Raw genomic sequence first — 20,047 nt, forward strand, 5'->3', positions numbered from 1 at the left:
TGAGTCCCGAGTGGCCGCGGTCCCGGGAGCGGCGGTGTGGTCGCGGGCGGTGCTGTGGCCTGAGCTGTGTGGTGGCCTGAGCGGTGCTGTGACGTAGGTCCGCGATGTGACCCAGGATGGTGCTGTCACACCCTGTGGCGCTGTCCCGTCCTCCCCGTGGAACGCCCCCCGACCGGGGGTAGTGAGCGGAGGAGGTCGTCATGCCCCGGATCCCCGGAGTCAGCACCCGCGAGGCGGGCCCGGTGCTGCGTGTCCTGTACTGGTTCGCCAAGCGGCGCTTCGGTGCGGTGCCTGAGCCGTTCACCGTGTTGGCGCACCACCGCAAGGTCATGATGGCGTCGGCCAGGCACGAGATGGCGGTCGAGCGGGCGTGCAAGGACCTGCCCGCCAACGTCCGGGAGGTGGCGGTGTACCGGGTCGCCCAGCAGGTGGGCTGCTCGTGGTGCGTGGACTTCGGCACCATGTTGCAGCGCTTGGGCGGGTTGGACATCGAGCGGCTCAAGCACATCGACGAGTACGCGACGGCTGCGGCGTTCTCGGTGCAGGAGCGGCTCGCGATCGCCTACGCGGACGCGATGACGAGCATGCCGATGACGGTGACCGATGAACAGGTCGAGCGGTTGCGCGAGACCTTCGGCGAGAAAGGGGTTGTCGAACTGACCTACCAGATCGCGTTGGAGAACCAGCGCGCCAGGGCCAACCACGCCCTCGGCATCACCGACCAGGGCTTCACCTCGGGCGAGGCGTGCCGGGTGCCCCAGCCCTGACCGCGGCCAGGGTCAGGGTCAGGGGAGGTCGCGGACTGCGGTCAGCTTCTCCGGGTTGACGATGTCGTAGACGGCGGCGATGCGGCCGTCGCGGACGGCGAAGGTGGTGACCCTGCGGTCGCGGCCGCGGGTCGCGGTGCCCGCCGGGATCGGTGGGAGGAGCACGCCAAGGTCGCCGTTGACCAGGACGGTGGTGCCCGACAGGGCCGCCGAGCCGTACTGGCGGAGCAGGCCGAGGAAGAAGCGGCCGATCTTGTCGGGTCCCAGGATGAGCTGGCGGGCGGTGCGCGCCTTGCCGCCGCCGTCGCCGACCAGGACGGCCGTGGGGTGCAGGAGGGCGACGACCTGCGACAGGTCGCCCGCCGAGAGCGCGGTGATGAAGCGCTCGATGAGCGAGCGCTGCTCGTCGAGGGTCGCCCGCTGCGGCGGGTCCGCCTTGGCGACGGCCTTGCGGGCGCGGGTGGCGTGCTGGCGGGCGGTGGCCTCGGTGCAGCCGAGGGTGGCCGCGATGTCGGCGAACGGCAGGTCGAACGCGTCGTGCAGCACCAGGGCAACGCGCTGCTCCGGGCTGAGCTTGTCGAGCACCAGCAACGCCGCCAACCGCACGCCGTCGTCGCGCACCGCGACCTCCAGCGGGTCCTCGCTGGTCGGTGCGCCGAGCGGGGTCACGACGGGCTCCGGCAGCCACGGGCCGACGTAGCGCTCGCGGCGGGCGGTGGCCGAGCGCAGCCGGTCCAGGCAGAGCCTGCCGACCACTGTGGTCAGCCAGGCCCGCAGGTCGCGGATCTCCGATTCCTCCACAGTGGACAGTCGAAGCCAGGCGTCCTGGATCGCGTCCTCGGCGTCGGCTCTGGTGCCCGTCAGGCGGTAGGCCACGCCCATGAGGTGGTCGCGGTGCGCGGAGAACCGCTGGGCCAAGGCGTCGTCGCTGACGGTCACCCGGTCATCGTAGTGACGTCGAACCGCACGTCAGGGTGACCTGCGACGCACAGCGGGGGCGCGCCTAGACTCGACGACCGTGGCGGGACGCATCCGGGAGAGCGACATAGCGCAGGTTCGCGAGCGCAGCCGGATCGATGACGTGGTCGGTGAGTACGTCCAGCTCCGGCGGGCGGGCGCGGGCGCGCTCAAGGGGTTGTGCCCGTTCCACGACGAGAAGTCGCCCTCGTTCAACGTGCGCTCCACGCACGGCACCTTTCACTGCTTCGGCTGCGGCGAGGGCGGCGACGTCATCGCCTTCGTGATGAAGATCGACCACCTGACCTTCGTCGAGGCCGTCGAGCGCCTCGCCGAGCGGGTCGGCCTGCAGTTGACCTACGAGGGCGGCGGCACCAGCGTCCAGCGCGACCGGGGCACCCGCTCGCGGCTGGTCGACGCGCACAAGGCGGCGCAGGAGTTCTACGCGGAGCAACTGCGCACCCCCGAGGCGCTCAAGGCCCGTGAGTTCCTCGCCGAGCGCGGGTTCGACGAGACCGCCGCGACCACGTTCGGCTGCGGGTTCGCGCCCGCGGGCTGGGACAAGCTGACCAAGTACCTGCTCGGCCGGGGCTTCGAGGTGGCCGAGCTGATCAAGGGTGGGTTGGTCAAGGAGGGCAGGCAGGGCCCGATCGACCAGTTCCACCGCAGGCTGCTGTGGCCGATCAAGGACATCGGCGGGGATGTGGTCGGCTTCGGCGCCAGGCGGATCTTCGACGACGACCAGATCGCGGCGAAGTACCTCAACACCCGGGAAACCCCGATCTACAAGAAGACCCACGTCCTGTTCGGCCTCGACATGGCCAAGCGCGAGATCGCCAAGCGCCACCAGGTGGTCGTCGTCGAGGGCTACACCGACGTCATGGCCATGCACGCGGCCGGGGTGCCCACCGCGGTCGCCTCCTGCGGCACCGCGTTCGGCGTCGACCACATCAAGGTGCTGCGCAGGCTGCTGATGGACGACGCCTCCTTCCGCGGTGAGGTGATCTTCACCTTCGACGGCGACGAGGCCGGGCAGAAGGCCGCCCGCAAGGCCTTCGACGACGGCGACCAGGAGTTCACCGCGCAGACCTTCATCGCCGTGGCCCCCGACGGCATGGACCCGTGCGACCTGCGCCAGGCCAAGGGCGACGTCGCGGTCAAGGACCTGGTCGCCAGGCGCAGGCCGCTGTTCACCTTCGCCATCCAGGCGGAGTTGGCCGAGTTCGACCTCGACACCGCCGAGGGGCGGGTGGAGGCGCTGCGCCGCACGGTCCCGCTGGTCGCCAGGATCAAGGACCACTCGCTGCGCGACGAGTACGCCCGCCAGCTCACCGGGTGGGTCGGCTGGGACGACGCGCAGACCGTGGTCCGCCGGGTCCGCGAGACCGCCGGGGTCGCCCCGGCGCGTCGCTCCCGCGCGGTCAACCCGAACCAGGGCGCCCTCGCCGTCGAGGTCGACGGCCCGCCGCGGCCCAACCCGACCGACCCCGAGCTCGAAGCCCAGCGCGAGGTGCTCAAGCTGGCCCTGCAGGAGCCCGCGCTGGCCGGGCCGGTGTACGACTCGATGCCGTTGTCGGCGTTCACCCACCCCGCCTACGTCGCCGTGCACACCGCCGTCCTCGACGCTGGGGGCACCGCCAGCGGCCTCACCGGCGCCGAGCTGCTCGAAGTGGTCAGCAAGAACCTCGCCCCCACGGTGCGCAGGCTGGTCAGCGAGCTCGCGGTCGAGCCGATGCCGCTGCCGAGGAAGAACGCCGCCGCCGAGCGCTACGCCTTGGCCATCCTCGCCGCGCTGCAGAAGGAGCAGGTCGGCCGCCAGGTCGCCGACATCAAGTCCCGGTTGCAGCGGCTCTCGCCGCTGGAGCACGCCGAAGAGGTCCGGGAGTTGTGGGGGGATCTGGTAGCAATGGAGGAGTGGCACAAGGCGCTGGGCAAGCAGGCGCAGGGCAGCATGGAGTGAGGCGGTGAGCGGACTGCTTGGCAGGCTGTTCGGCGGGGTCCCCAAGGACTTCACCGGGACGTTGGAGCGCGAGGAGGCCGTGGCCGCCTGGGCGCCCGAACGCGGCGGTGGCGTGCTCCTGGCGAGCTCCCTTGGCCTGTGGGTGCCCACCGACGACGGCCCCCGCCGCATCGGGTGGCACCTGGTGTCCAAGGCGACCTGGGCCAGCGGCGTCTTCGTGATCACCGAGGCCGAGGAGGTCGAGCGGGCGGGCGAGGCCGTGCTGCTCGCCGACCGCGCGCCGCTGCGGTTCGTGGTCGAGCGGCCGGGCAAGCTGCCGCAGGCCGTCCAGCGCAGGGTGACCGGCTCGATCCGCACCAGGCACCGCCGCGACCTGCCGGACGGGGGAGCGTGGTTCGTCCAGCGCAAGGTCCCCGGCCGCGACGGCACCGTGCTGCAGGTCCGCCCGGACCCGGGGACCGATGTGGACCTGGTCCGCGAAATCGCCCAAGAGGTCGCCCGGCGGATGGGTGAAGGGCTCGCGGAGGGGTGAGCGACGCGCTAGTCTGGTAAACAGTACGTACGTACGGTTTATTTGGAGGCGCCGATGTGGGACCCCGCGAAGTACCTGAGTTTCAGCGACCACCGGGCCCGCCCCTTCTTCGACCTGCTGGCCAGGGTGCGCGCGGAGGGGCCGCGGTCGGTGGTCGACCTGGGCTGCGGACCGGGCAACCTGACCGTCACCATGGCGCAGCGCTGGCCGAACGCGCGGCTGACCGCCATCGACACCTCCGCCGAGATGGTCGCGGTCGCCCGCTCGCGCGGGGTCGAGGCGAGCCAGTCGGACCTGCGGGACTGGTCGCCGGACGAGCAGACCGACGTGGTGATCAGCAACGCCGCGCTGCAGTGGGTCCCGGAGCACCCGGCCCTGCTGTCGAAGTGGGCCGGTGCGCTGCCCGCTGGCGCGTGGCTCGGCGTCCAGGTCCCCGGCAACTTCGCCGCCCCGTCGCACGAGTTGATCCGCGACCTGGTCGCCGAACCCGCCTGGCGCGACCGGTTGGAGCCGGTGCGGCTGCGGGAGGAGGACGCCACGCTCAACCCGGACGGCTACGCCGAACTGCTGTGCGCGGCGGGCTGCGATGTCGACGCCTGGGAGACCACCTACCTGCAGCGCCTCGACGGCCAGGACGCCGTGCTGGAGTGGATCAGCGGCACCGCGCTGCGGCCCATCCGCGCGGCGCTCGACGACGACCAGTGGCAGGCCTTCCGCGCCGAACTCGCGCCGCGCCTGGCCGAGGCGTACCCGCGCCGCGCCGACGGCACCACGTGGTTCCCGTTCCGCCGGGTCTTCTTCGTCGCCCGCGTTCGGTGATCGGCCTGCGGTGACCGGGTCGCGGTGATGGCCCCGGACGGGGGTCACCGGACCAGGTGGACCTAGCGGCGGAGATCCTCGATCTTCGCCCGGGCGATCCCCGCCGCGCCCTGCACGGCCGGGTGGTCGGCGATCCGCCGGTACGCGCGCACGATCTGCTCGTACCGGCCCCGCCCGGCCTTGGTGCCCAGGACGTAGCCGACCGCCGCACCAACGAGGAACCTCACCACCGCGCCTCCCGAGGCTGTCTTCGTCGACCCCATCTTGCCGCACGGGCGCCCGCGCCGCCGCGCCGCCATCGGGTACCCCCGCTGAAACCGGTGGCGGAGATGCGCTAGAGTTACCACCCGTCGGGCTCCGGTTCGGCGAGCGGTCCTCCATAGCTCAATTGGCAGAGCATTCGACTGTTAATCGAAGGGTTACTGGTTCGAGTCCAGTTGGAGGAGCCACCACAAAACCCCAGGTAGATCACCTGGGGTTTTGTGCATTGCTGGCGGCTTCCCGACCAAAGTTGATCAAGAGAATCCCTGGAGTGTCCGGTGCGCGGACACGGTGGGTAAGATCCAACGCGCTGGGGGCGGTAGCTCAGTTGGTCAGAGCAGGGGACTCATAATCCCTTGGCCGTGGGTTCGAGCCCCACCCGCCCCACTCCGCGCGTCAGGACTGCTGACCGATGTTGATCAGCCAGTTGATGCCGAACCGGTCGCTGAATGACCCGAACTCGTCGCCCCACATCTGCTTCTCCAGCGGGGTGTCGACGGTGCCGTCGGCGGTGAGCTTGTCCCAGTAGCCGCGCAGCAGGTCGGCGTCGTCGCCGCTGAGGCTCAGGGTGATGTTGTTGCCGGGGTCGTTGTCCATCCCGGGCGGGAAGTCCGCGGCCATGATGGTGTAGCCCTGGTCGGTCTCCAACTGCCCGTGCATGATCTTGTCGGCCAGGTCGGGGTCCGGGGAGCCGAACTCGCCGAAGGTGTTGACGCGCAGGGTGCCGCCGAAGACGCCGTGGTAGAACTCCAGCGCCGCGCGGGCGGTGCCGGGGAAGTTCAGGTAGGGGTTGAGCCGAGAACTCATCGCTGTCCTCCGTTCGGACTACAGGTCATGCGGATCCTCGCAGATCAGCACGGGTGCGACAACGCGGGAACCGGCCGTTCGCCCGAGGCGCGACCTACCGATCGGTACACCGGACCACCGGTCACGCTGAGTCCACACAGGAATGGCGGTGGCGGCGATTTGACGGCGCGCGGCCGGACTCGTCAAATGTCTACTTGAGACTGTGAATTCCCATTGGTGGAACAGGGGAAATGCCCGCTTGGTGGGTATTGGCGCCGGATGTGCGGAAATGGTTCGACCACCCAGCGCACCACTCTTGACATCGAGTTTGGTCTAGTCCAATTTTGGAGGGCACCGACCGCGGCACGGGGATGTCCACCCCGCGCCGCGTCCCCCACCCTGCACTGGAGCGCGAACCATGCGGCTGTCCAGACCACTCACCGCCCTGCTCGCCACCGCGGCCGCGGCGGCCTCCGTCGTCGGCATCTCCCTGGCGACCAACTCGGCGCAGGCCGCGCCGAGCCCGACCACCGTGGCCGCCAAGCCGTTGCCGCCCAGGGTGTTCGCGCCCTACTTCGAGGCGTGGACCGGCGAGAACCCGGCCACCCTCTCGGCCGCGTCCGGCGCCAAGTACCTGACCATGGCCTTCCTGCAGACCGCCAGCCCCGGCTCGTGCACCGCGCTGTGGAACGGTGACACCAGCATGCCCATCGGGCAGCAGACCTTCGGCGCGCAGATCAAGCAGATCCAGGCCGCGGGCGGTGACGTCATCCCGTCCTTCGGCGGCTACACCGCCGACACCACCGGCACCGAGCTCGCCGACAGCTGCACCGACGTCAACAAGATCGCCGCGGAGTACCAGCGGCTGATCACCACCTACGACATCAGCCGCATCGACCTCGACATCGAGATCGACGCGCTGGACAACACCGCGGGCGTCGACCGGCGCAACAAGGCCGTCAAGCTCACCAAGGACTGGGCCAAGGCCAACGGCAGGCAGATCCAGTTTTCCTACACCCTGCCCACCACCACGACCGGCTTGGCGCAGAACGGCATCGCGCTGCTGCGCAACGCCGTGCAGAACAACGCCGAGGTCGACGTCGTCAACATCATGACGTTCGACTACTACGACAACGCCGGTACGCACAACATGGCCGAGGACACCAAGACCGCGGCCCAGGGCCTGGTCAACACCCTCGCCCAGCTGTACCCGAGCAAGACCCAGGCGCAGCTGTGGGGCATGGTCGGCGTGACCGAGATGATCGGCGTCGACGACTTCGGCCCCGCGGAGACCTTCACCACCGCCAACGCCGTGACCGTCTACAACTGGGCGCTGCAGAAGGGCATCAACACCCTGTCGTTCTGGGCCCTGCAGCGCGACAACGGCAACTGCCCCGGCGGCACCGCCCGCGACGACTGCTCCGGCATCGCGCAGGACCTCTACTACTTCAGCAAGACGTTCGCGCCGTTCACCGGTGGTTCCCAGAACCCGTCCGACGACTTCTCCGTGTCGGTGAACCCCGCCGCGGTCAGCCTGGACCCGGGCAAGTCCGCCACCTCCACCGTCAGCACCGCCGTCACCACCGGCACCGCGCAGACCGTCACGCTGACCTCCGGTTCGGCGCAGGGCGGGGTCACCGCCGCGGTCAACCCCGGCAGCGTCACCGCGGGCGGCTCGGCCACGGTCACCTTCACCGCCGCCGCGAACGCCACCCCCGGCACCTACCAGTTCACCGTCACCGGTAGCGCCGCCTCCGGCAGCCACAGCGCCACCGTCGCGGTCACCGTCAACGGCACCCAGCCGGGCAACGACTTCGGCCTCGCGGTGAACCCGTCGACGATCACCGTCGACGCGGGCAAGACGGCGACCACCACGCTCACCACCACCGCTGTCGGCTCCCCGCAGACCATCACGCTCAGCGGCTCCAAGCCGCAGGGCGGCGCGGGCTTCACCATCAGCCCGACCACGGTGACCGCGGGCGGCAGCGCCACCATCACCATCACGGCGGCCGCCAACGCCACGGCGGGCACCTACGAGTTCTGGGTCGGCGGCTCCGCGGCCTCCGGCAAGCACAGCGCCAGCTTCTCGGTGACGGTCAAGACCGGCACCCCGCCGACCGGCCCGGTCGTCAACGGTGACTTCGAAACCGGCTCGCTGGCCCCGTGGACCGCGCTCTCGGGCACCTCGGTCGTCGGCTCCGGCGCCCACGGCGGCACCTACGCGCTCTCGGTCGCCGCGACCAACTCCAGCACCGGTGAGGCCTCGCAGGCGCTGACCCTGCAGCCCAACACCGCCTACACCCTGCGCGCCTGGGTGAAGGGCACCTACGCCTTCATCGGTGTCCGCGGTGGCGCCACGGCCAGCACCTGGGCCTCCTCGGCGGACTGGCAGGAGCTGTCGCTGCCGATCACCACGGGCGCCAGCGGTGCGGTGACCGTGTACGTCCACGGCTGGTACGGCCTCGGCACCGTCTTCGCCGATGACGTCACCGTCAGCCAGGGCAGCGTCGCCCGCGCCATCACCAAGCGCCGGTAGTCGGCACTCCGACCGCGGCGGGCACCTCCGGGTGTCCGCCGCGGTCGCGTTACCGGCTCTGGTAGCGGGTGATCGACAGCAGGTCCAGCGGGTCCACGGCGTCGTCCTCGGTGACCACGGCGGCGGCGAGCTGCGTCGTGATGGCCTCGGCGGCCAGGTCTGCGCCGATCATCACCAGGTCGGTGCGGCGCGCGGCGTCCGGGGCTGGCGTCACCCAGACCGATGAGCCGACGGTCTGCACGCCGAGCGGTTCGTCGGCGCCCGCGAACCAGGCGAAGCCCTTCATCCGGTACAGCCCGGCGGGCCGATCGGTGAGGAACCGGGCGAACCGCAGCGGGTGCAGCGGGGTGTCGTGGCCGAACTCGACGCTGGTGTAGCCCGCGTGCAGGTGCTGCTCGTGCTCGACGAGGTCCTCGAAGGACAGCTGCCGCTGCACCGGGTCGGGTCGGTCGACCGGGTCGAACAGCAGCGCCGGGTCGACCCTGCCGTACTCGGTCGGCACCACGGGCGTGCCCTCGGCCAGCTCCCGCACCAGGTCGAGCACACCGGGTTCGGCGCGGTCGGCCTTGTTGAGCAGGACCAGGTCTGCCTGCCGCAGGTGCAGGTCCAGCCTCGGGTGGGCCCGCCGCGTCCCGGTGAACTCGGCGGCGTCGACGACCTCGACCAGCCCGCCGTAGCGGATGTGCGGGTTCGCGCTGGCCAGCACCATCTTGACCATGGCGGGAGGCTCGGCCAGCCCGCTCGCCTCGATCACGATCACGTCAACCGGCCCGTCCGGGCGCGCGAGCCGCTCGAGCATCGCGTCGAGCTCTTCCGGGTCGACCGCGCAGCACAGGCAGCCGTTGCCCAGCGACACCATCGAGTCGACCTGCGCGGCGACGGTCAGCGCGTCGATGTTGACCTTGCCGAAGTCGTTGACGATCACCCCGACGCGCAGGCCGGACGCGGTGTGCAGCAGGTGGTTGAGCAGGGTGGTCTTGCCCGCGCCGAGGAAGCCCGCGACCACGAGAACCGGGATGTCCACTGTGCTCAGATCCTGTCGAAGTAGGCCCGCACAACCTTGGTGTGCAAGGGGAACGCGAGTTGGACAGGAGCGTGCACCAGCTCCCAGCCGGTTGTCTCGTCGGTCGGTGCGGACGGCGGCAGCGCCGCTTCGGTTGTGGCGGGGGCCAAACCGAAGACGAGCAGAGTTCCGTCGGGTGCGCTTAACACGTCGAACAAGGTGATCCCGTCCGGGTCGACACCGACCCCGGCCTCCTCCTTCGCTTCCCGCGCCGCGGCCGCCTGCCACGACTCGCCGTGGTCGATGAAACCGCCCGGCAGAGCCAATTCCTTCGGCTCGATGTCCCGGCGCACCACCAGGAGGCCGTCATCGACCGGCAGCAGCAGTACAGCGACCGGAACCGGGTTGAGATAGGACGTTTGCCCGCAGCTCGCGCACCGCCGAGGCCAGGGAAGGCCATCGGGGTATCGGTTGCCACAAAAGGAACAGTGCGAGTTCCGCGTCATCCCACACCCATCTCAACCGCCGTCGACCGCTTCAAAGTCCGCGTCACCGTGCACAAAGCCGCCACGGCCCGGTTCACCACAGCCACCACCTCAGCCCGAGTGGCCTCGTCCACCCCACCCAGGTCCACCTCAATCCGCACCCCGTCGAGCTGGTGCGCCCCCGCGGGCCGCACATCGGTGGCCTCAACCTTGGGAGCCACCCCCGTCCGCCGCATCACCAACTCCTCAGCCGTGATCCCAACACACCCCGCGGCGGCGGCCAGCAACAACTCCACCGGACTGAACACCCCCTCCTGCCCAGCCCGCCCCACCTCCACCGAAGCCCCCCGATCATTGACGGCGGTGAACACGTGCACCCCAGTCCGCTCAGTACGAATCGTCGTCACAGTTCCCCTCCCACGCCACGGCCCAAGATCATCCACTGGGCCCCCGGATTCCACAGTATGGCGAGGTGGGGTGGGGGGACGACGTGGGTGGGGGCCTGTGGATCGGCGGTGGGGTTGTGGACAACCGGGGTGAGGGGGCGGCTGGAGGGAAGGTGGGGCGGCTGGAGGGAAGGCGGGGCGCGGGCAGCGGGGGGCGGTCGGCGGGGAGGTGGGGTGCTGGGCGGCGCGGTGCGGGGTGTGGAGAGATGGGCAGTGGGAGACGGGCGGGTAGGGGAAGGTGGGGCGCGGGCAGCGGGGGAGACGGACGGTGGGCGGGGTGGGCGCTGGGCGCACCGGGAAGTTGATGGCGGTGCGGTTGGCGTGATGAGGTTCGTGCGTTAGGCGACACGGCTGGTGGCGATGGGTGCTCAACGCTGCGCGGGCGGTGATCGAGTGCCCGCCCAACCCCCGAGTCGGCCCACCCAACCCGGCCCGCCGAGCCAACCCCGCCAGCCCGACCACTGGACACTCGGAAGCCGCCCACCCGAACTGCTCGATGGGGCGGACTTGTTTTGCGTGGGGTGGCGGCAGTCGTAGCCTTGCCTCGCTGCAGGGCCATGCTTTTCGGCCCCGGCTTTTGCGGTCCTGCCACGGCTGGCGCAGGGGCCCCGCGCAAAACAAGTCCGCCCCATCGAGCACACCCAACCCCCACGGACCAGGTCGCAGGCGAGGCGACCGATCAGGAGTCCAGCAGCGTCCGCAGCGCCTCCACCCGCGTCGCCTCCACCGGGCTCTCCCAGTTGTCGCGCACCAGACCGCCCGCGTGAATGGCGTTCACCCCGATCGAGCGCAGCCCAGGGACATGTGCGTGCTTGAGGCCGCCGCCGGCCAGCAGCCGGACACCGGCGGCCTGCCAGTCGTCTCGGGCGGCCAGGCGGGGGAGGCCGTGTTCGAGGCCCTTGGCGGAGCCTGCGGTGAGGACCGTGTCCAGGCCGGGGAGGCCGCGCAGGGCGGCCCAGGCCTGCTGGGCGTCGGTGGCGTGGTCGACGGCTCGGTGGAAGGTCCAGGGGCTGCCGCCGATGGCTTCGACGACGGCTCGGGTGGCGGCCAGGTCCACCTGGCCGTCGTCGGTGAGGAAGCCGAGCACGAACTCCTGGGCGCCCGCCCGGCGCAGTTCGGCGACCGTGTCCAGCAGCCGGTCGAGCTCGGCCTCGTCGGCGGTGAACCCGTCGGTACCGCGCACCATCACCCGCAGCGGGATGTCCACCGCCGCCCGCATCTCGGCGACCAGCGCCGGGTCGGGGGTGAGCCCGTCGCGGTCCATCTGGGCGACGACCTCGATCCGGTCGGCGCCGCCCTGTTGGGCGGCGACGGCGTCGGGGACGGTCAAGGCGATGATCTCCAGCAAACCGCGCTGTGGCGAGGAAACGGTCACGGCGCCCATCATCCGGTCTCGCGCTCGATTTGTAATGCCCCGGGTTCCACATTCGCTGGATCCGCCCACGTCGACCTGGACCGGACCAGCGGTAAAGTGGTCCAGACCACATACTTGACGGTCTTCTCTTGTGTGCTGGCCACAACTTCGGCCACCGGGTGGTCGCTGTGGACGGCCTCTGACCGGGTTCGGCCAATGGTGGTGAATAGTGGTCCAGACCACATAACAGTTAGCCATCGTGAACCGAAAGGCGTCCGTTTTCCGGACGGTGAACCCGGTTTACCCGCCCCCGTCCGACCCCGGACGCGCCGGTGCCCCCGATGGTCTGGACCATCGGGGGCACCGGGGTCGATCAGGCCCGCTCGGCCGCGCTGCGCAGCACGCAGAACTCGTTGCCCTCCGGGTCGGCGAGCACCGCCCACCCGGTGCCGTCGGGCTGCCGCCGGTCGTCGACCAGGCCCGCGCCCGCCGCGAGCAGCCGGTCCACCTCCTGCTCGCGCGCGACGTCCGGTCGCAGGCACAGGTGCAGCCGGTTCTTGACCGTCTTCGGCTCGGGCACCCGGTTGAAGAACAGCGTGGGCCCGCCGGGGACGGCGATCCAGGCCTCTTCCTCGCCGTCGACGCACTCCGGGTCGACCGGGTGCCCCACAACCTGGGCCCACCACTGGGCCAGGGCGTAGTTGTCAGTGGCGTCGAACGCGATGTTCAGGATGGTGGAGGGCATGTCAGAACACTAGGCGCAGCGTCGCGACCCGGCCCTTCTCACCGGCGGCCCAGCACGCGCCGTCGGCCGCGCAGTCGACGGTGTCGAAGCTGCCGCTGTCGAAGGCGCGCCAGTCGCGGCCATCGTTGAGGGTGATGTCGCTGCCGGTGGGCCCGACCGCGATCGCCACCGTCGGGAAGAACGGGTGCCAGGTCACGCCCGAGCGGTACCCCTGGGGCGCGGACGACGGCTTGCGCCAAGTGCGCCCGCCGTCACGCGTAGTGCCGAGAGCGTCGACAGCGCCGTCCGGCTTGGCGTAGTCGCCGCCCACTGCGATGCCGTGCGATCGGTCGCGGAACGCGGTCGCGAAGACCCCGGCACTGGCGTTGCTCGCGAGCACCGTGTCGCTGACCGTCCACGTGCGACCGCGGTCCGACGAGTGCAGGACCCGCGCCTTCGCCCCGCCGCCGGTCGCGATCCACGCGTCCCGCGAACCCGAGGTCGTCACGCACTGCCCGCTCGCGGCGAAGGCGAACTCGCCGTCCAACGCGGGCGGCATCCCGTCGCTGGGCACAACCGACCAGGTGCGGCCACCGTCGTCGGTCGACAAGAGCCGGAACTTGCCGTCCACCGGGTCGCTCAGCGCGAGGCCGCGGCGGTGGTCGAAGAACGCCAGGCAGTCGTAGAAGGCGTTGGCGTCGCCGTTGCGGAACGTCTCGGTCCAGTTGGCGCCGCCGTCGGAGGTGCGGAAGATCCGCGACTGGTCGCCGGGGCCGATGCTCAGCGCGACCGCGGTGCGCGCGTCGAACGCCTCGATGTCGCGCAGCTCCAGGGACGCTGTGCCCGGCGGCGACGTGCGCGACCAGGTGCGGCCGCCGTCGGTGGTGCGCAGCACCGTGCCGCCGCTGCCGCTGGCCCACGCGACCTTCGCGCTGACCGCCGAGAGCCCGCGCAACCGCGCGTCCGATCCAGTGGGGGACAACCGCCAGGTCAGGGTGGGACCGTGGCCTGCCGCCGGTGCCGCTTGCGCCGAGGCCGGGGTGGCCAGGGCGCCTGCCGCGAGCACGACGAGCGCGCCGAGGATGAGGGGTCGCTTCATGTGGCGGAAACTAGACCAGCGGGACGCGCCCCAGACAGGTCCAAACGTCGTACCCGATCACCTGGTGACCAGGCCCGCGTCGTAGGCGAGCAACCCGGCCTGGGTGCGGTTGGCGCACTCCAGCTTCACCAGCATCCGCGACACGTAGCTCTTGACCGTGGCCTCGCTCAGCGCCAACCGGTCGGCGATCTGCGCGTTCGACAACCCGGCACCCAACCCCGCCAGCACCTCGCCCTCCCGCTCGGTCAGCTCCCGCACCAGCCGCAGCGCCCGCTCCCTGGCCGCCTGCTCACCGACCCCGGCCGCGACCAACCGGCGGGTCGCCGCCGGGGACAGCACCGTGTGCCCGTCCGCCGCGACCCGCACCAGGCTGATCAGGTCCTCCGGCGGGGTCGTCTTCACCAGGAACCCCGCCGCGCCCGCCCGCAGCGCCCTGATCACGTACTGGTCGGCGTCGAAGGTCGTCAGCGCCACCACCGCGGGCGGCTTGGGCAGCCGGGAGATCCGCTCGATCGCGGTCAACCCGTCCACCCCGGGCATCCGCAGGTCCATCAGCACCACGTGCGGCTGGTGGCGCACCACCGCCTCCACCGCGGCCGCCCCGTCCTGCGCGGTGTCGACCACGTCGATGTCCGGTGCCGTGCTCAGGATCGTGCGCAGGTGCGCACACACCATCGGCTCGTCGTCCACCAGGACGACCCGGATCGGCATCTACGCGCCTTCCTGGGACGGCACGAACGCGGGCAGCACGGCGTCGACCTCGAAACCGCCACCGGCCACCGGCCCCGCGGTGAGCGTGCCGCCGACGAGCTCGACCCGCTGCCGCAACCCGGCCAGCCCGGCACCCGACCCGGATTCAGACAGTCCACTGTCGACCGACCGGGTCGCCGACGCGTTGCGGATGGTCAGCCGGACCCGGTCGCCGCCGTAGCGGACCCGCACCCTGGTCGGCGCGCCCGGCGCGTGCTTGCGGATGTTGGTCAGCGACTCCTGCACCACCCGGTACGCGGTGCGCCCCACCGCCGCCGACGTCAACGCCGGGTTGCCGTCGAGCCGCAGGTCCACCGGCACGCCGACCGACTCCGACTCCGCGACCAACGTCGACAGGTCCGGCACCGCGGCCGGTTCGTCGTGCTCCTCGCGCGGCTGGTGCCCGGCGCCCTCGCCGCTGTCGTTGCGCAGCACGCCGACCAGCTCGCGCAGCTCGTTGAGCGCCTCGCAGCCCGCCACCCGCAGCCCCTCGGCGGCCGTCCGGGTGCGGTCGTCGGGACCGGTCACGGCCAAAGCCCCGGCGTGCAGCACCATCAGGCTCACCCGGTGCGTGACCACGTCGTGCATCTCCTCGGCCAGCCGCACCCGTTCGTCGGCGCGGGCCTGCTCGGCCAACAGGTGCTGCTCGCGTTCGGCGCGTTCGGCCCGGTCGGTCAACGCCTGCACCAACGTGCGGTGCGCGCGCACGTACAACCCGATCAACGCGGGGAGCACCACCAGCAACACCGTGCCCAGCACCAGCTCGGTCGAGGTGTGCCAGGGCCGCGAGACCAGGGCAGCCAACGCGAACACCAAGGCGGGGCCCAGGAGTATCCCGGCGTAGACCATCGCGCTGTAGACGTAAACCGGCGCCGAGACCAGCATCCACGGGTCGGTGTCCTTGAAATCCGGCCGCCAACCGCCCTGGGCGACGTGCTGCAGCAGCAGGTACCCCGCGCAGATCGCCAGGGTCACCGCCATCAGCAGCTCCGGGTACCACTTGCGCACCACCAGCAACCCGGCCATGACGAAGGTGATCACGCCGTCGAGCACGCCGAACGCTGTCGCGCGGGTGTCGTCGAAGAGCATCCCGCCGACCTGCAGCGCCACCACGACGCCGATCGGCAGCAGGTAGAAGAACGCCTCACGCTTCGACTGCCACAGTGGCTCCCGCACACCGAGCACGCTACCCAGCGCCCGCGGCCGCCGAGGCCGATCGACACCATTCGGGTGGTCGCGGCCGCAACGAAAGTTGCTGGTTAGCATTGGCCGCACCATGAACGACTACACCAGCATGGTCGCCGTGGGCGACTCCTTCACCGAGGGCATGTCCGACTTCCGCCCCGACGGCGGCTGCCGCGGCTGGGCCGACCTCGTCGCCGAACGGCTCGCCGCCGACACCCCCGGCTTCGCCTACGCCAACCTCGCCGTCCGCGGCAAGCTCATCCGCCAGATCGTCGACGAACAGGTCGACACCGCCGCCGCGATGCGCCCCCACCTGGTCACCTTCGCGGGCGGCATGAACGACGTGATGCGCCCGACCTGCGACATGGACGCCCTCACCGCCCGGGTCCGCTACGCCATCGGCACCCTCGCCGCCGCCGCCCGGACCGTGGTCCTGTTCCGCGTCATCGACCCGACCAGGCGCATGCGCGGCGCCGCCAGGCTGCTGCCCCGCATCAACCGCCTCCTCGCCGTGGTCGACGAACTCGCTGTTTCGCACGACGCCGTGGTGGTTGACCTGTTCTCCTCCCGCGTGTTCGACTCGCCCGCGCTGTGGGCGCCCGACCGCATCCACCTCAACGCCGAAGGCCACCGCCGAGTGGCCGAAGCCACCCTCCGAGCCCTCGGCGCACCCCCCACCTTCGAGTGGGACGAGCCCCTCCCCACCCCCACCCTCCGCCGCCGCGACCGCGCCGCCGCCGACCTCCGCTGGGCCGGAACCCACGCGGGCCCCTGGATAGCCCGCAGACTGACCGGCCGCTCCTCCGGCGACAGCCGAACCCCCAAGCGCCCCGAACTCGACCCCTTCAGCTAACCCCATACCGTTGCCTTCGGCGCCGAGTTGTCCACAACCCTCCGGCCTGTCCACAGCTCCTCGCGCCCCCTTTCCCCGCAGGTCAGACCCGATAGAATGGAATCGGGGCCGCCCCCGGAGAGGGTGGGGCTGTGCCCCGGGACGCGTGCGCGAGGAGATGGGGCTAGGCGGGTAGTGGGGCCAGGAGGCGGCGTAGGGCGGTGGCGGCGGTGCGGCCTGCTCGGGTGGCGCCGATGGTGCTGGCGGAGGGGCCGTAGCCGACCAGGTGGATTCTGGGGTCGGTGGTGACCTGGGTGCCGGTCATCTGGATGCCGCCGCCGGGGGTGCGCAGGTGGAGGGGGGCGAGGTGGTCGAGGGCGTGCCGGAAGCCGGTGGCCCAGAGGATCACGTCGGCCTCGACCTCGTGGCCGTCGGGCCAGGTGGCGCCGGTGGGGGTGAGGTGGTCGAACACGGGTTTGCGGTCGAGGACCCCGGCGGCGCGGGCGGCCTTGACCTCGTCGGTGAGCATGAGGCCGGTGACGCTGACGACGCTTTCGGGGACCCTGCCCGCTTCTACGGCGGCGGCGACCTTCGCGACGACTTCGCGGCCGTACTCCGGGGTGAACGGGCCGTCCCGCCACACCGGTGGCCGCCGGGTCACCCAGGTCGTGGCGGACGCGACCTCGGCGATCTCCAGCAGCGCCTGGACCCCCGACGCGCCGCCGCCCACCACGATGACCCGCTTGCCCGCGAACTCCTCCGGGCCCCGGTAGTCCGCCGTGTGCAACTGCCGCCCCGCGAACCGGCCCGGGTAGTGCGGCCAGAACGGCTTGTCCCACGTCCCCGTCGCGTTGATCAACGCCCTGGTCTCCCAGACCCCCGCGGCCGACTCGACGACGAACCCCGCGCCCTCCTCCCGAACCGACCGCACCACCACGGGCCGCACCACGGGCAGGTCGAACTCGCGCTCGTACGCGCCGAAGTACTCCGCCACCACCTCCGACGCCGGACGGCTCGCGTCGGCGTGCGGCAACGCCAAGCCCGGCAGGTCGTGGATGCCGTGCACCTTCCCCAACCGCAGGCTCGGCCACCGGTGCCGCCACGCCCCACCCGGCCCCGGGTTCGCGTCCAGCACCACGAACTCCAGGCCCGACCGCCGCAGGAAGTACCCGGCCGACAACCCCGCCTGCCCCGCCCCGATCACCACCACGTCCATACCCGGTTCAACACCGGGCCCACCCACCCCCTTCCGTTGCCCGGGTCACAGCGGTGACGGTGGTGGGCACGCCCGCGCCGCAGAGGTGAAGGCGAGGCGGCTCCTGACCAGGCAGCCGCGTTCGTGCTCGCCGCTCCGACTCAGCGCATCGGGCAGCTGCGTCGGGCATCCGGCGGATCGCCATGCCGATCACCCAGGCGGGCCGCCAAGCCGGCGCTGCTGGGCCCGCTGTCTTGGATCACTGGCCTGCGGCAGCGGACGTTGTGCCAGGCCGCCGCCGTGGGCGCAGGGGTGTGAGGTCGCCGCCGTGGCTGGCGGTGCCGGGCCCGCTGTCTTGGATCGTCCGGCTCGCCATGGCGAGCGCTGTTCTGGACCGCCGCCGAGGCTGGGGCGCTGTCTTGGATCACTGGCTCGCGGCAATGGATCACCGCGGCGGGCCAACCTGCCCTAGGCCCTGGACCACGGGGCCGCACCGCGGCACAAGGCCGCAGCGGGAACTACATCTGTGCGGGGCGTTCCATGTACATCGCGTCGGGGGCGCCGAAGCCGAAGCCCTCGTACAGGGCGTGGGCGTCCCTGGTGTGCAGCATCCAGCGGAACCGCGCCCCAGCCCCCTCCTCGACCATCGCCCGCACGAGCGCCTTGCCCAGCCCGTGCCCCCGCGCGGACTCCAGCACGAACACGTCAGCCAGGTACGCCGTCCCGACCCCGTCCGACAGGGCGCGGGCGAAGCCGACCTGTGTTCCAGTCGCCCGGTGGTACACCCCCGCGACCCGCCATGCCCCCGCCAGTTGTGCTTCGAACTGCTCCCGGGTCCGCCACTGCCCCCAGTAGGCGTCGGTCGACAGGTAGGCCCACACGGCGTTGACATCGATCCGGGTGGGGTTGTCGTCGATCTCGTACTCGCTCATGTCCGCAACCTATAGCGGGCGGGCGGTGTTCCGACCGCTGCTGTGAACTCGCGGGTGAAGTGTGCTTGGTCGCTGTAGCCGAGTTCGGCGGCCAGAGCAGCCCAGTCGACCGGGCCGCCTGAGTCGGCTCGGGCGGCTGCCTCGTGCATGCGGTGCCGCCGGATCACCCATTTCGGGCCGACGCCCACGTACTCGTTGAACAGCCGCTGCAGTGCGCGCACCGACAGCCCCGACACCGCCGCGAGCTGGTCGACCCTGGTGAGTGCCAAGTCGCCCAGGATCTGACCGACCAGTTCCCGGACCACCTCGACCACCGGATCCGGCTCCGGCAGCCGCGGCAGCAGGACCGCCTCCGCCTCGGCGACCATCGCCGTGTCGTCGGCCGCGTCCACGACCGGTTTCTCCGTGCCCTCGGCACCCCACCACTGAGCCACCGGCAGTGTGCGGTCGGTGATGTCGGCGACCCGGTGTCCCAGCCACGGCCGGAACCCGCCCGGGTGGAACCGCACCCCCAGCACCTGCCCGCGCCCGGTCAGCCGCCTGGTGAACCGGCCGCGCAGCACGCCGTGCACCAGCGCGCCCTCCTCGGCGAACACCAGGTGCACGTTGGGGTGCGGCACGACCTGCTGGGTGAACGGCTCGTCGAGGTCCCACGACACGATCCAGTGGTACTCCACGAACGGCGCCAGCGCGGCCGAGGGCGCGACGGTCCGCAGCCGGAACTTGGTCCGCCCCGTCTCCTCGTCCAGCACACCCCGAGTGCCCACCGCACCACGGTAAACCCGGCCACCGACAGTCGCGTTTGTTCAAGAGCCCAACCGAACACAATGGCAAGGTCCAGGACATGACCGAGAGCCTGATGGCGCGCGCCACCGCCAGTGTGGTCGCCGTGGCCGCGTCCGTGACCCCGGACCAGTTCGACCTGCCCACCCCCTGTCCCGAGTGGACGGTGCGGGACCTGGCCAACCACCTCACCCTCTGGAGCGGCATCGTCGCCGAGCGCGTCGCCCGCCGGTTGCCCGCGCCGGAAGACGGTTCCGAGGACCAGGAGGCCGACTTCAGCGACCAGTGGCCCGCCCGGTTCATCGACGGCGCAACCCGGGCCGCGCGGGCGTGGGACCAGCCGGGTGCGCTGGAGGGCGAGACGTCGATGATGGGTGGGCCGCGACCGGCGAAGTACTTCTACGACATGCTGCTCGGCGAGCTCGTCCTGCACGGCTGGGACCTGGCCGCGGCCACCGGCCAGCCCTTCGAGGTCGACCAGGAACTGGCCGCCTACGCCCGCGACGGCGCCGCCGGGATCGCCGAGCAGGCCCGCGAGTACGAGGTGTTCGGCCCCGAGGTCACCGTCGCCGCCGACGCCCCGGCGTTGGAGCAGGCGCTCGCGGTCAGCGGCCGCGACCCGCGCTGGCGGCCGTAACCTG

Annotated in this window: 21 protein-coding genes and 2 tRNA genes; 9 read left to right on the top strand and 14 right to left on the bottom strand. The window is 71.4% G+C overall.

Features of this window, described 5'->3' with window-relative positions:
- Window positions 1-200 precede the first annotated feature (200 nt).
- Window positions 201-767 (top strand): carboxymuconolactone decarboxylase family protein, encoded by a 567-nt coding sequence (locus JOD54_RS14135; RefSeq protein WP_204450976.1) that lies wholly within the window; start codon window positions 201-203, stop codon window positions 765-767.
- Window positions 768-785: 18 nt separating this feature from the next.
- Here the strand turns inward: JOD54_RS14135 and JOD54_RS14140 are convergent, their stop codons facing one another.
- Window positions 786-1,706: a sigma-70 family RNA polymerase sigma factor gene (locus JOD54_RS14140; protein WP_204450977.1), complete on the bottom strand. Its 921-nt coding sequence runs from the start codon at window positions 1,704-1,706 to the stop codon at window positions 786-788.
- Between the two features lie 79 nt (window positions 1,707-1,785).
- On the opposite strand from JOD54_RS14140, the gene dnaG reads away from it, so the two are divergent.
- From dnaG to JOD54_RS14155, 3 genes are read left to right on the top strand one after another with little or no spacing between them, the layout of a single operon-like run.
- Window positions 1,786-3,684 (top strand): DNA primase, encoded by a 1,899-nt coding sequence (gene dnaG, locus JOD54_RS14145; protein WP_204450978.1) that lies wholly within the window; start codon window positions 1,786-1,788, stop codon window positions 3,682-3,684.
- Between the two features lie 4 nt (window positions 3,685-3,688).
- Window positions 3,689-4,216, top strand: coding sequence for a hypothetical protein (locus JOD54_RS14150; protein WP_204450979.1), 528 nt, complete (start codon window positions 3,689-3,691; stop codon window positions 4,214-4,216).
- A gap of 54 nt (window positions 4,217-4,270) precedes the next feature.
- Window positions 4,271-5,035, top strand: a complete 765-nt coding sequence (locus tag JOD54_RS14155; RefSeq protein ID WP_204450980.1) for a trans-aconitate 2-methyltransferase — start codon at window positions 4,271-4,273, stop codon at window positions 5,033-5,035.
- 62 nt (window positions 5,036-5,097) lie between these two features.
- Here JOD54_RS14155 and JOD54_RS14160 read toward each other — a convergent pair whose 3' ends face one another.
- Complete coding sequence (locus JOD54_RS14160) at window positions 5,098-5,262, bottom strand: hypothetical protein (RefSeq protein ID WP_204457029.1); 165 nt, start codon at window positions 5,260-5,262, stop codon at window positions 5,098-5,100.
- A gap of 146 nt (window positions 5,263-5,408) precedes the next feature.
- Between JOD54_RS14160 and JOD54_RS14165 the strand changes: the two genes are divergently transcribed.
- Window positions 5,409-5,484 (top strand) — tRNA-Asn (locus tag JOD54_RS14165).
- 125 nt (window positions 5,485-5,609) lie between these two features.
- Window positions 5,610-5,683: transfer RNA gene (locus tag JOD54_RS14170), tRNA-Ile, on the top strand.
- Between the two features lie 9 nt (window positions 5,684-5,692).
- Here JOD54_RS14170 and JOD54_RS14175 read toward each other — a convergent pair.
- Window positions 5,693-6,103, bottom strand: coding sequence for a VOC family protein (locus JOD54_RS14175; RefSeq protein WP_204450981.1), 411 nt, complete (start codon window positions 6,101-6,103; stop codon window positions 5,693-5,695).
- A gap of 397 nt (window positions 6,104-6,500) precedes the next feature.
- Here JOD54_RS14175 and JOD54_RS14180 point away from each other — a divergent pair, with 397 nt between their 5' ends.
- On the top strand, window positions 6,501-8,618 hold the full coding sequence (locus JOD54_RS14180) for a glycosyl hydrolase family 18 protein (RefSeq protein ID WP_204450982.1): 2,118 nt from the start codon (window positions 6,501-6,503) through the stop codon (window positions 8,616-8,618).
- A 49-nt stretch (window positions 8,619-8,667) separates the two neighbouring features.
- Here the strand turns inward: JOD54_RS14180 and JOD54_RS14185 are convergent, their stop codons facing one another.
- The 8 genes from JOD54_RS14185 to JOD54_RS14220 form a co-directional block, all read right to left on the bottom strand.
- Window positions 8,668-9,651 carry a CobW family GTP-binding protein gene (locus tag JOD54_RS14185; protein ID WP_239574536.1) on the bottom strand — a complete coding sequence of 328 codons (984 nt, stop codon included), beginning with the start codon at window positions 9,649-9,651 and terminating at the stop codon, window positions 8,668-8,670.
- Complete coding sequence (locus JOD54_RS14190; RefSeq protein WP_204450984.1) at window positions 9,648-10,127, bottom strand: NUDIX domain-containing protein; 480 nt, start codon at window positions 10,125-10,127, stop codon at window positions 9,648-9,650. Before JOD54_RS14190 ends, JOD54_RS14185 begins: the two co-directional genes overlap by 4 nt.
- Window positions 10,124-10,513 carry an OsmC family protein gene (locus tag JOD54_RS14195; RefSeq protein WP_204450985.1) on the bottom strand — a complete coding sequence of 130 codons (390 nt, stop codon included), beginning with the start codon at window positions 10,511-10,513 and terminating at the stop codon, window positions 10,124-10,126. The genes JOD54_RS14190 and JOD54_RS14195 overlap by 4 nt, the downstream gene beginning before the upstream one ends.
- A 718-nt stretch (window positions 10,514-11,231) precedes the next feature.
- Window positions 11,232-11,927 (bottom strand): copper homeostasis protein CutC, encoded by a 696-nt coding sequence (locus JOD54_RS14200; RefSeq protein WP_307860018.1) that lies wholly within the window; start codon window positions 11,925-11,927, stop codon window positions 11,232-11,234.
- Window positions 11,928-12,279: 352 nt separating this feature from the next.
- On the bottom strand, window positions 12,280-12,651 hold the full coding sequence (locus JOD54_RS14205) for a VOC family protein (protein ID WP_204450986.1): 372 nt from the start codon (window positions 12,649-12,651) through the stop codon (window positions 12,280-12,282).
- Window position 12,652: 1 nt separating this feature from the next.
- Window positions 12,653-13,729 (bottom strand): WD40/YVTN/BNR-like repeat-containing protein, encoded by a 1,077-nt coding sequence (locus JOD54_RS14210; protein WP_204450987.1) that lies wholly within the window; start codon window positions 13,727-13,729, stop codon window positions 12,653-12,655.
- A gap of 57 nt (window positions 13,730-13,786) precedes the next feature.
- Window positions 13,787-14,440: a response regulator gene (locus JOD54_RS14215; protein WP_204450988.1), complete on the bottom strand. Its 654-nt coding sequence runs from the start codon at window positions 14,438-14,440 to the stop codon at window positions 13,787-13,789.
- Complete coding sequence (locus JOD54_RS14220; RefSeq protein WP_307860019.1) at window positions 14,441-15,655, bottom strand: sensor histidine kinase; 1,215 nt, start codon at window positions 15,653-15,655, stop codon at window positions 14,441-14,443. It lies immediately after the preceding gene.
- 100 nt (window positions 15,656-15,755) lie between these two features.
- Between JOD54_RS14220 and JOD54_RS14225 the strand changes: the two genes are divergently transcribed.
- Window positions 15,756-16,517: an SGNH/GDSL hydrolase family protein gene (locus JOD54_RS14225; RefSeq protein ID WP_204450989.1), complete on the top strand. Its 762-nt coding sequence runs from the start codon at window positions 15,756-15,758 to the stop codon at window positions 16,515-16,517.
- A 163-nt stretch (window positions 16,518-16,680) separates the two neighbouring features.
- Here the strand turns inward: JOD54_RS14225 and JOD54_RS14230 are convergent, their stop codons facing one another.
- From JOD54_RS14230 to JOD54_RS14240, 3 genes are all read right to left on the bottom strand, one after another.
- Window positions 16,681-17,712, bottom strand: coding sequence for an FAD-dependent oxidoreductase (locus JOD54_RS14230; protein ID WP_204450990.1), 1,032 nt, complete (start codon window positions 17,710-17,712; stop codon window positions 16,681-16,683).
- 497 nt (window positions 17,713-18,209) lie between these two features.
- A complete protein-coding gene (locus tag JOD54_RS14235; protein ID WP_204450991.1) occupies window positions 18,210-18,623 on the bottom strand; it encodes a GNAT family N-acetyltransferase in 414 nt (137 codons plus the stop codon).
- The gene (locus tag JOD54_RS14240) at window positions 18,620-19,390 is read right to left on the bottom strand and encodes a helix-turn-helix domain-containing protein (protein ID WP_204450992.1); all 771 of its coding nucleotides are present in this window, start codon (window positions 19,388-19,390) and stop codon (window positions 18,620-18,622) included. Before JOD54_RS14240 ends, JOD54_RS14235 begins: the two co-directional genes overlap by 4 nt.
- 77 nt (window positions 19,391-19,467) lie before the next feature.
- Here JOD54_RS14240 and JOD54_RS14245 point away from each other — a divergent pair, with 77 nt between their 5' ends.
- Window positions 19,468-20,043, top strand: coding sequence for a TIGR03086 family metal-binding protein (locus tag JOD54_RS14245; protein ID WP_204450993.1), 576 nt, complete (start codon window positions 19,468-19,470; stop codon window positions 20,041-20,043).
- Window positions 20,044-20,047 lie beyond the last annotated feature (4 nt).

The organism is Actinokineospora baliensis, from assembly GCF_016907695.1.
Taxonomy (GTDB): Bacteria; Actinomycetota; Actinomycetes; order Mycobacteriales; family Pseudonocardiaceae; genus Actinokineospora; species Actinokineospora baliensis.

Coding starts and splice junctions, on each gene's coding strand:
- JOD54_RS14135 (WP_204450976.1), top strand. CDS start 201: ATGCCCCGGATCCCCGGAGTCAGCACCCGCGAGGCGGGCCCGGTGCTG.
- JOD54_RS14155 (WP_204450980.1), top strand. CDS start 4,271: ATGTGGGACCCCGCGAAGTACCTGAGTTTCAGCGACCACCGGGCCCGC.
- JOD54_RS14175 (WP_204450981.1), bottom strand. CDS start 6,103: ATGAGTTCTCGGCTCAACCCCTACCTGAACTTCCCCGGCACCGCCCGC.
- JOD54_RS14180 (WP_204450982.1), top strand. CDS start 6,501: ATGCGGCTGTCCAGACCACTCACCGCCCTGCTCGCCACCGCGGCCGCG.
- JOD54_RS14190 (WP_204450984.1), bottom strand. CDS start 10,127: ATGACGCGGAACTCGCACTGTTCCTTTTGTGGCAACCGATACCCCGAT.
- JOD54_RS14205 (WP_204450986.1), bottom strand. CDS start 12,651: ATGCCCTCCACCATCCTGAACATCGCGTTCGACGCCACTGACAACTAC.
- JOD54_RS14210 (WP_204450987.1), bottom strand. CDS start 13,729: ATGAAGCGACCCCTCATCCTCGGCGCGCTCGTCGTGCTCGCGGCAGGC.
- JOD54_RS14215 (WP_204450988.1), bottom strand. CDS start 14,440: ATGCCGATCCGGGTCGTCCTGGTGGACGACGAGCCGATGGTGTGTGCG.
- JOD54_RS14225 (WP_204450989.1), top strand. CDS start 15,756: ATGAACGACTACACCAGCATGGTCGCCGTGGGCGACTCCTTCACCGAG.
- JOD54_RS14230 (WP_204450990.1), bottom strand. CDS start 17,712: ATGGACGTGGTGGTGATCGGGGCGGGGCAGGCGGGGTTGTCGGCCGGG.
- JOD54_RS14235 (WP_204450991.1), bottom strand. CDS start 18,623: ATGAGCGAGTACGAGATCGACGACAACCCCACCCGGATCGATGTCAAC.
- JOD54_RS14245 (WP_204450993.1), top strand. CDS start 19,468: ATGACCGAGAGCCTGATGGCGCGCGCCACCGCCAGTGTGGTCGCCGTG.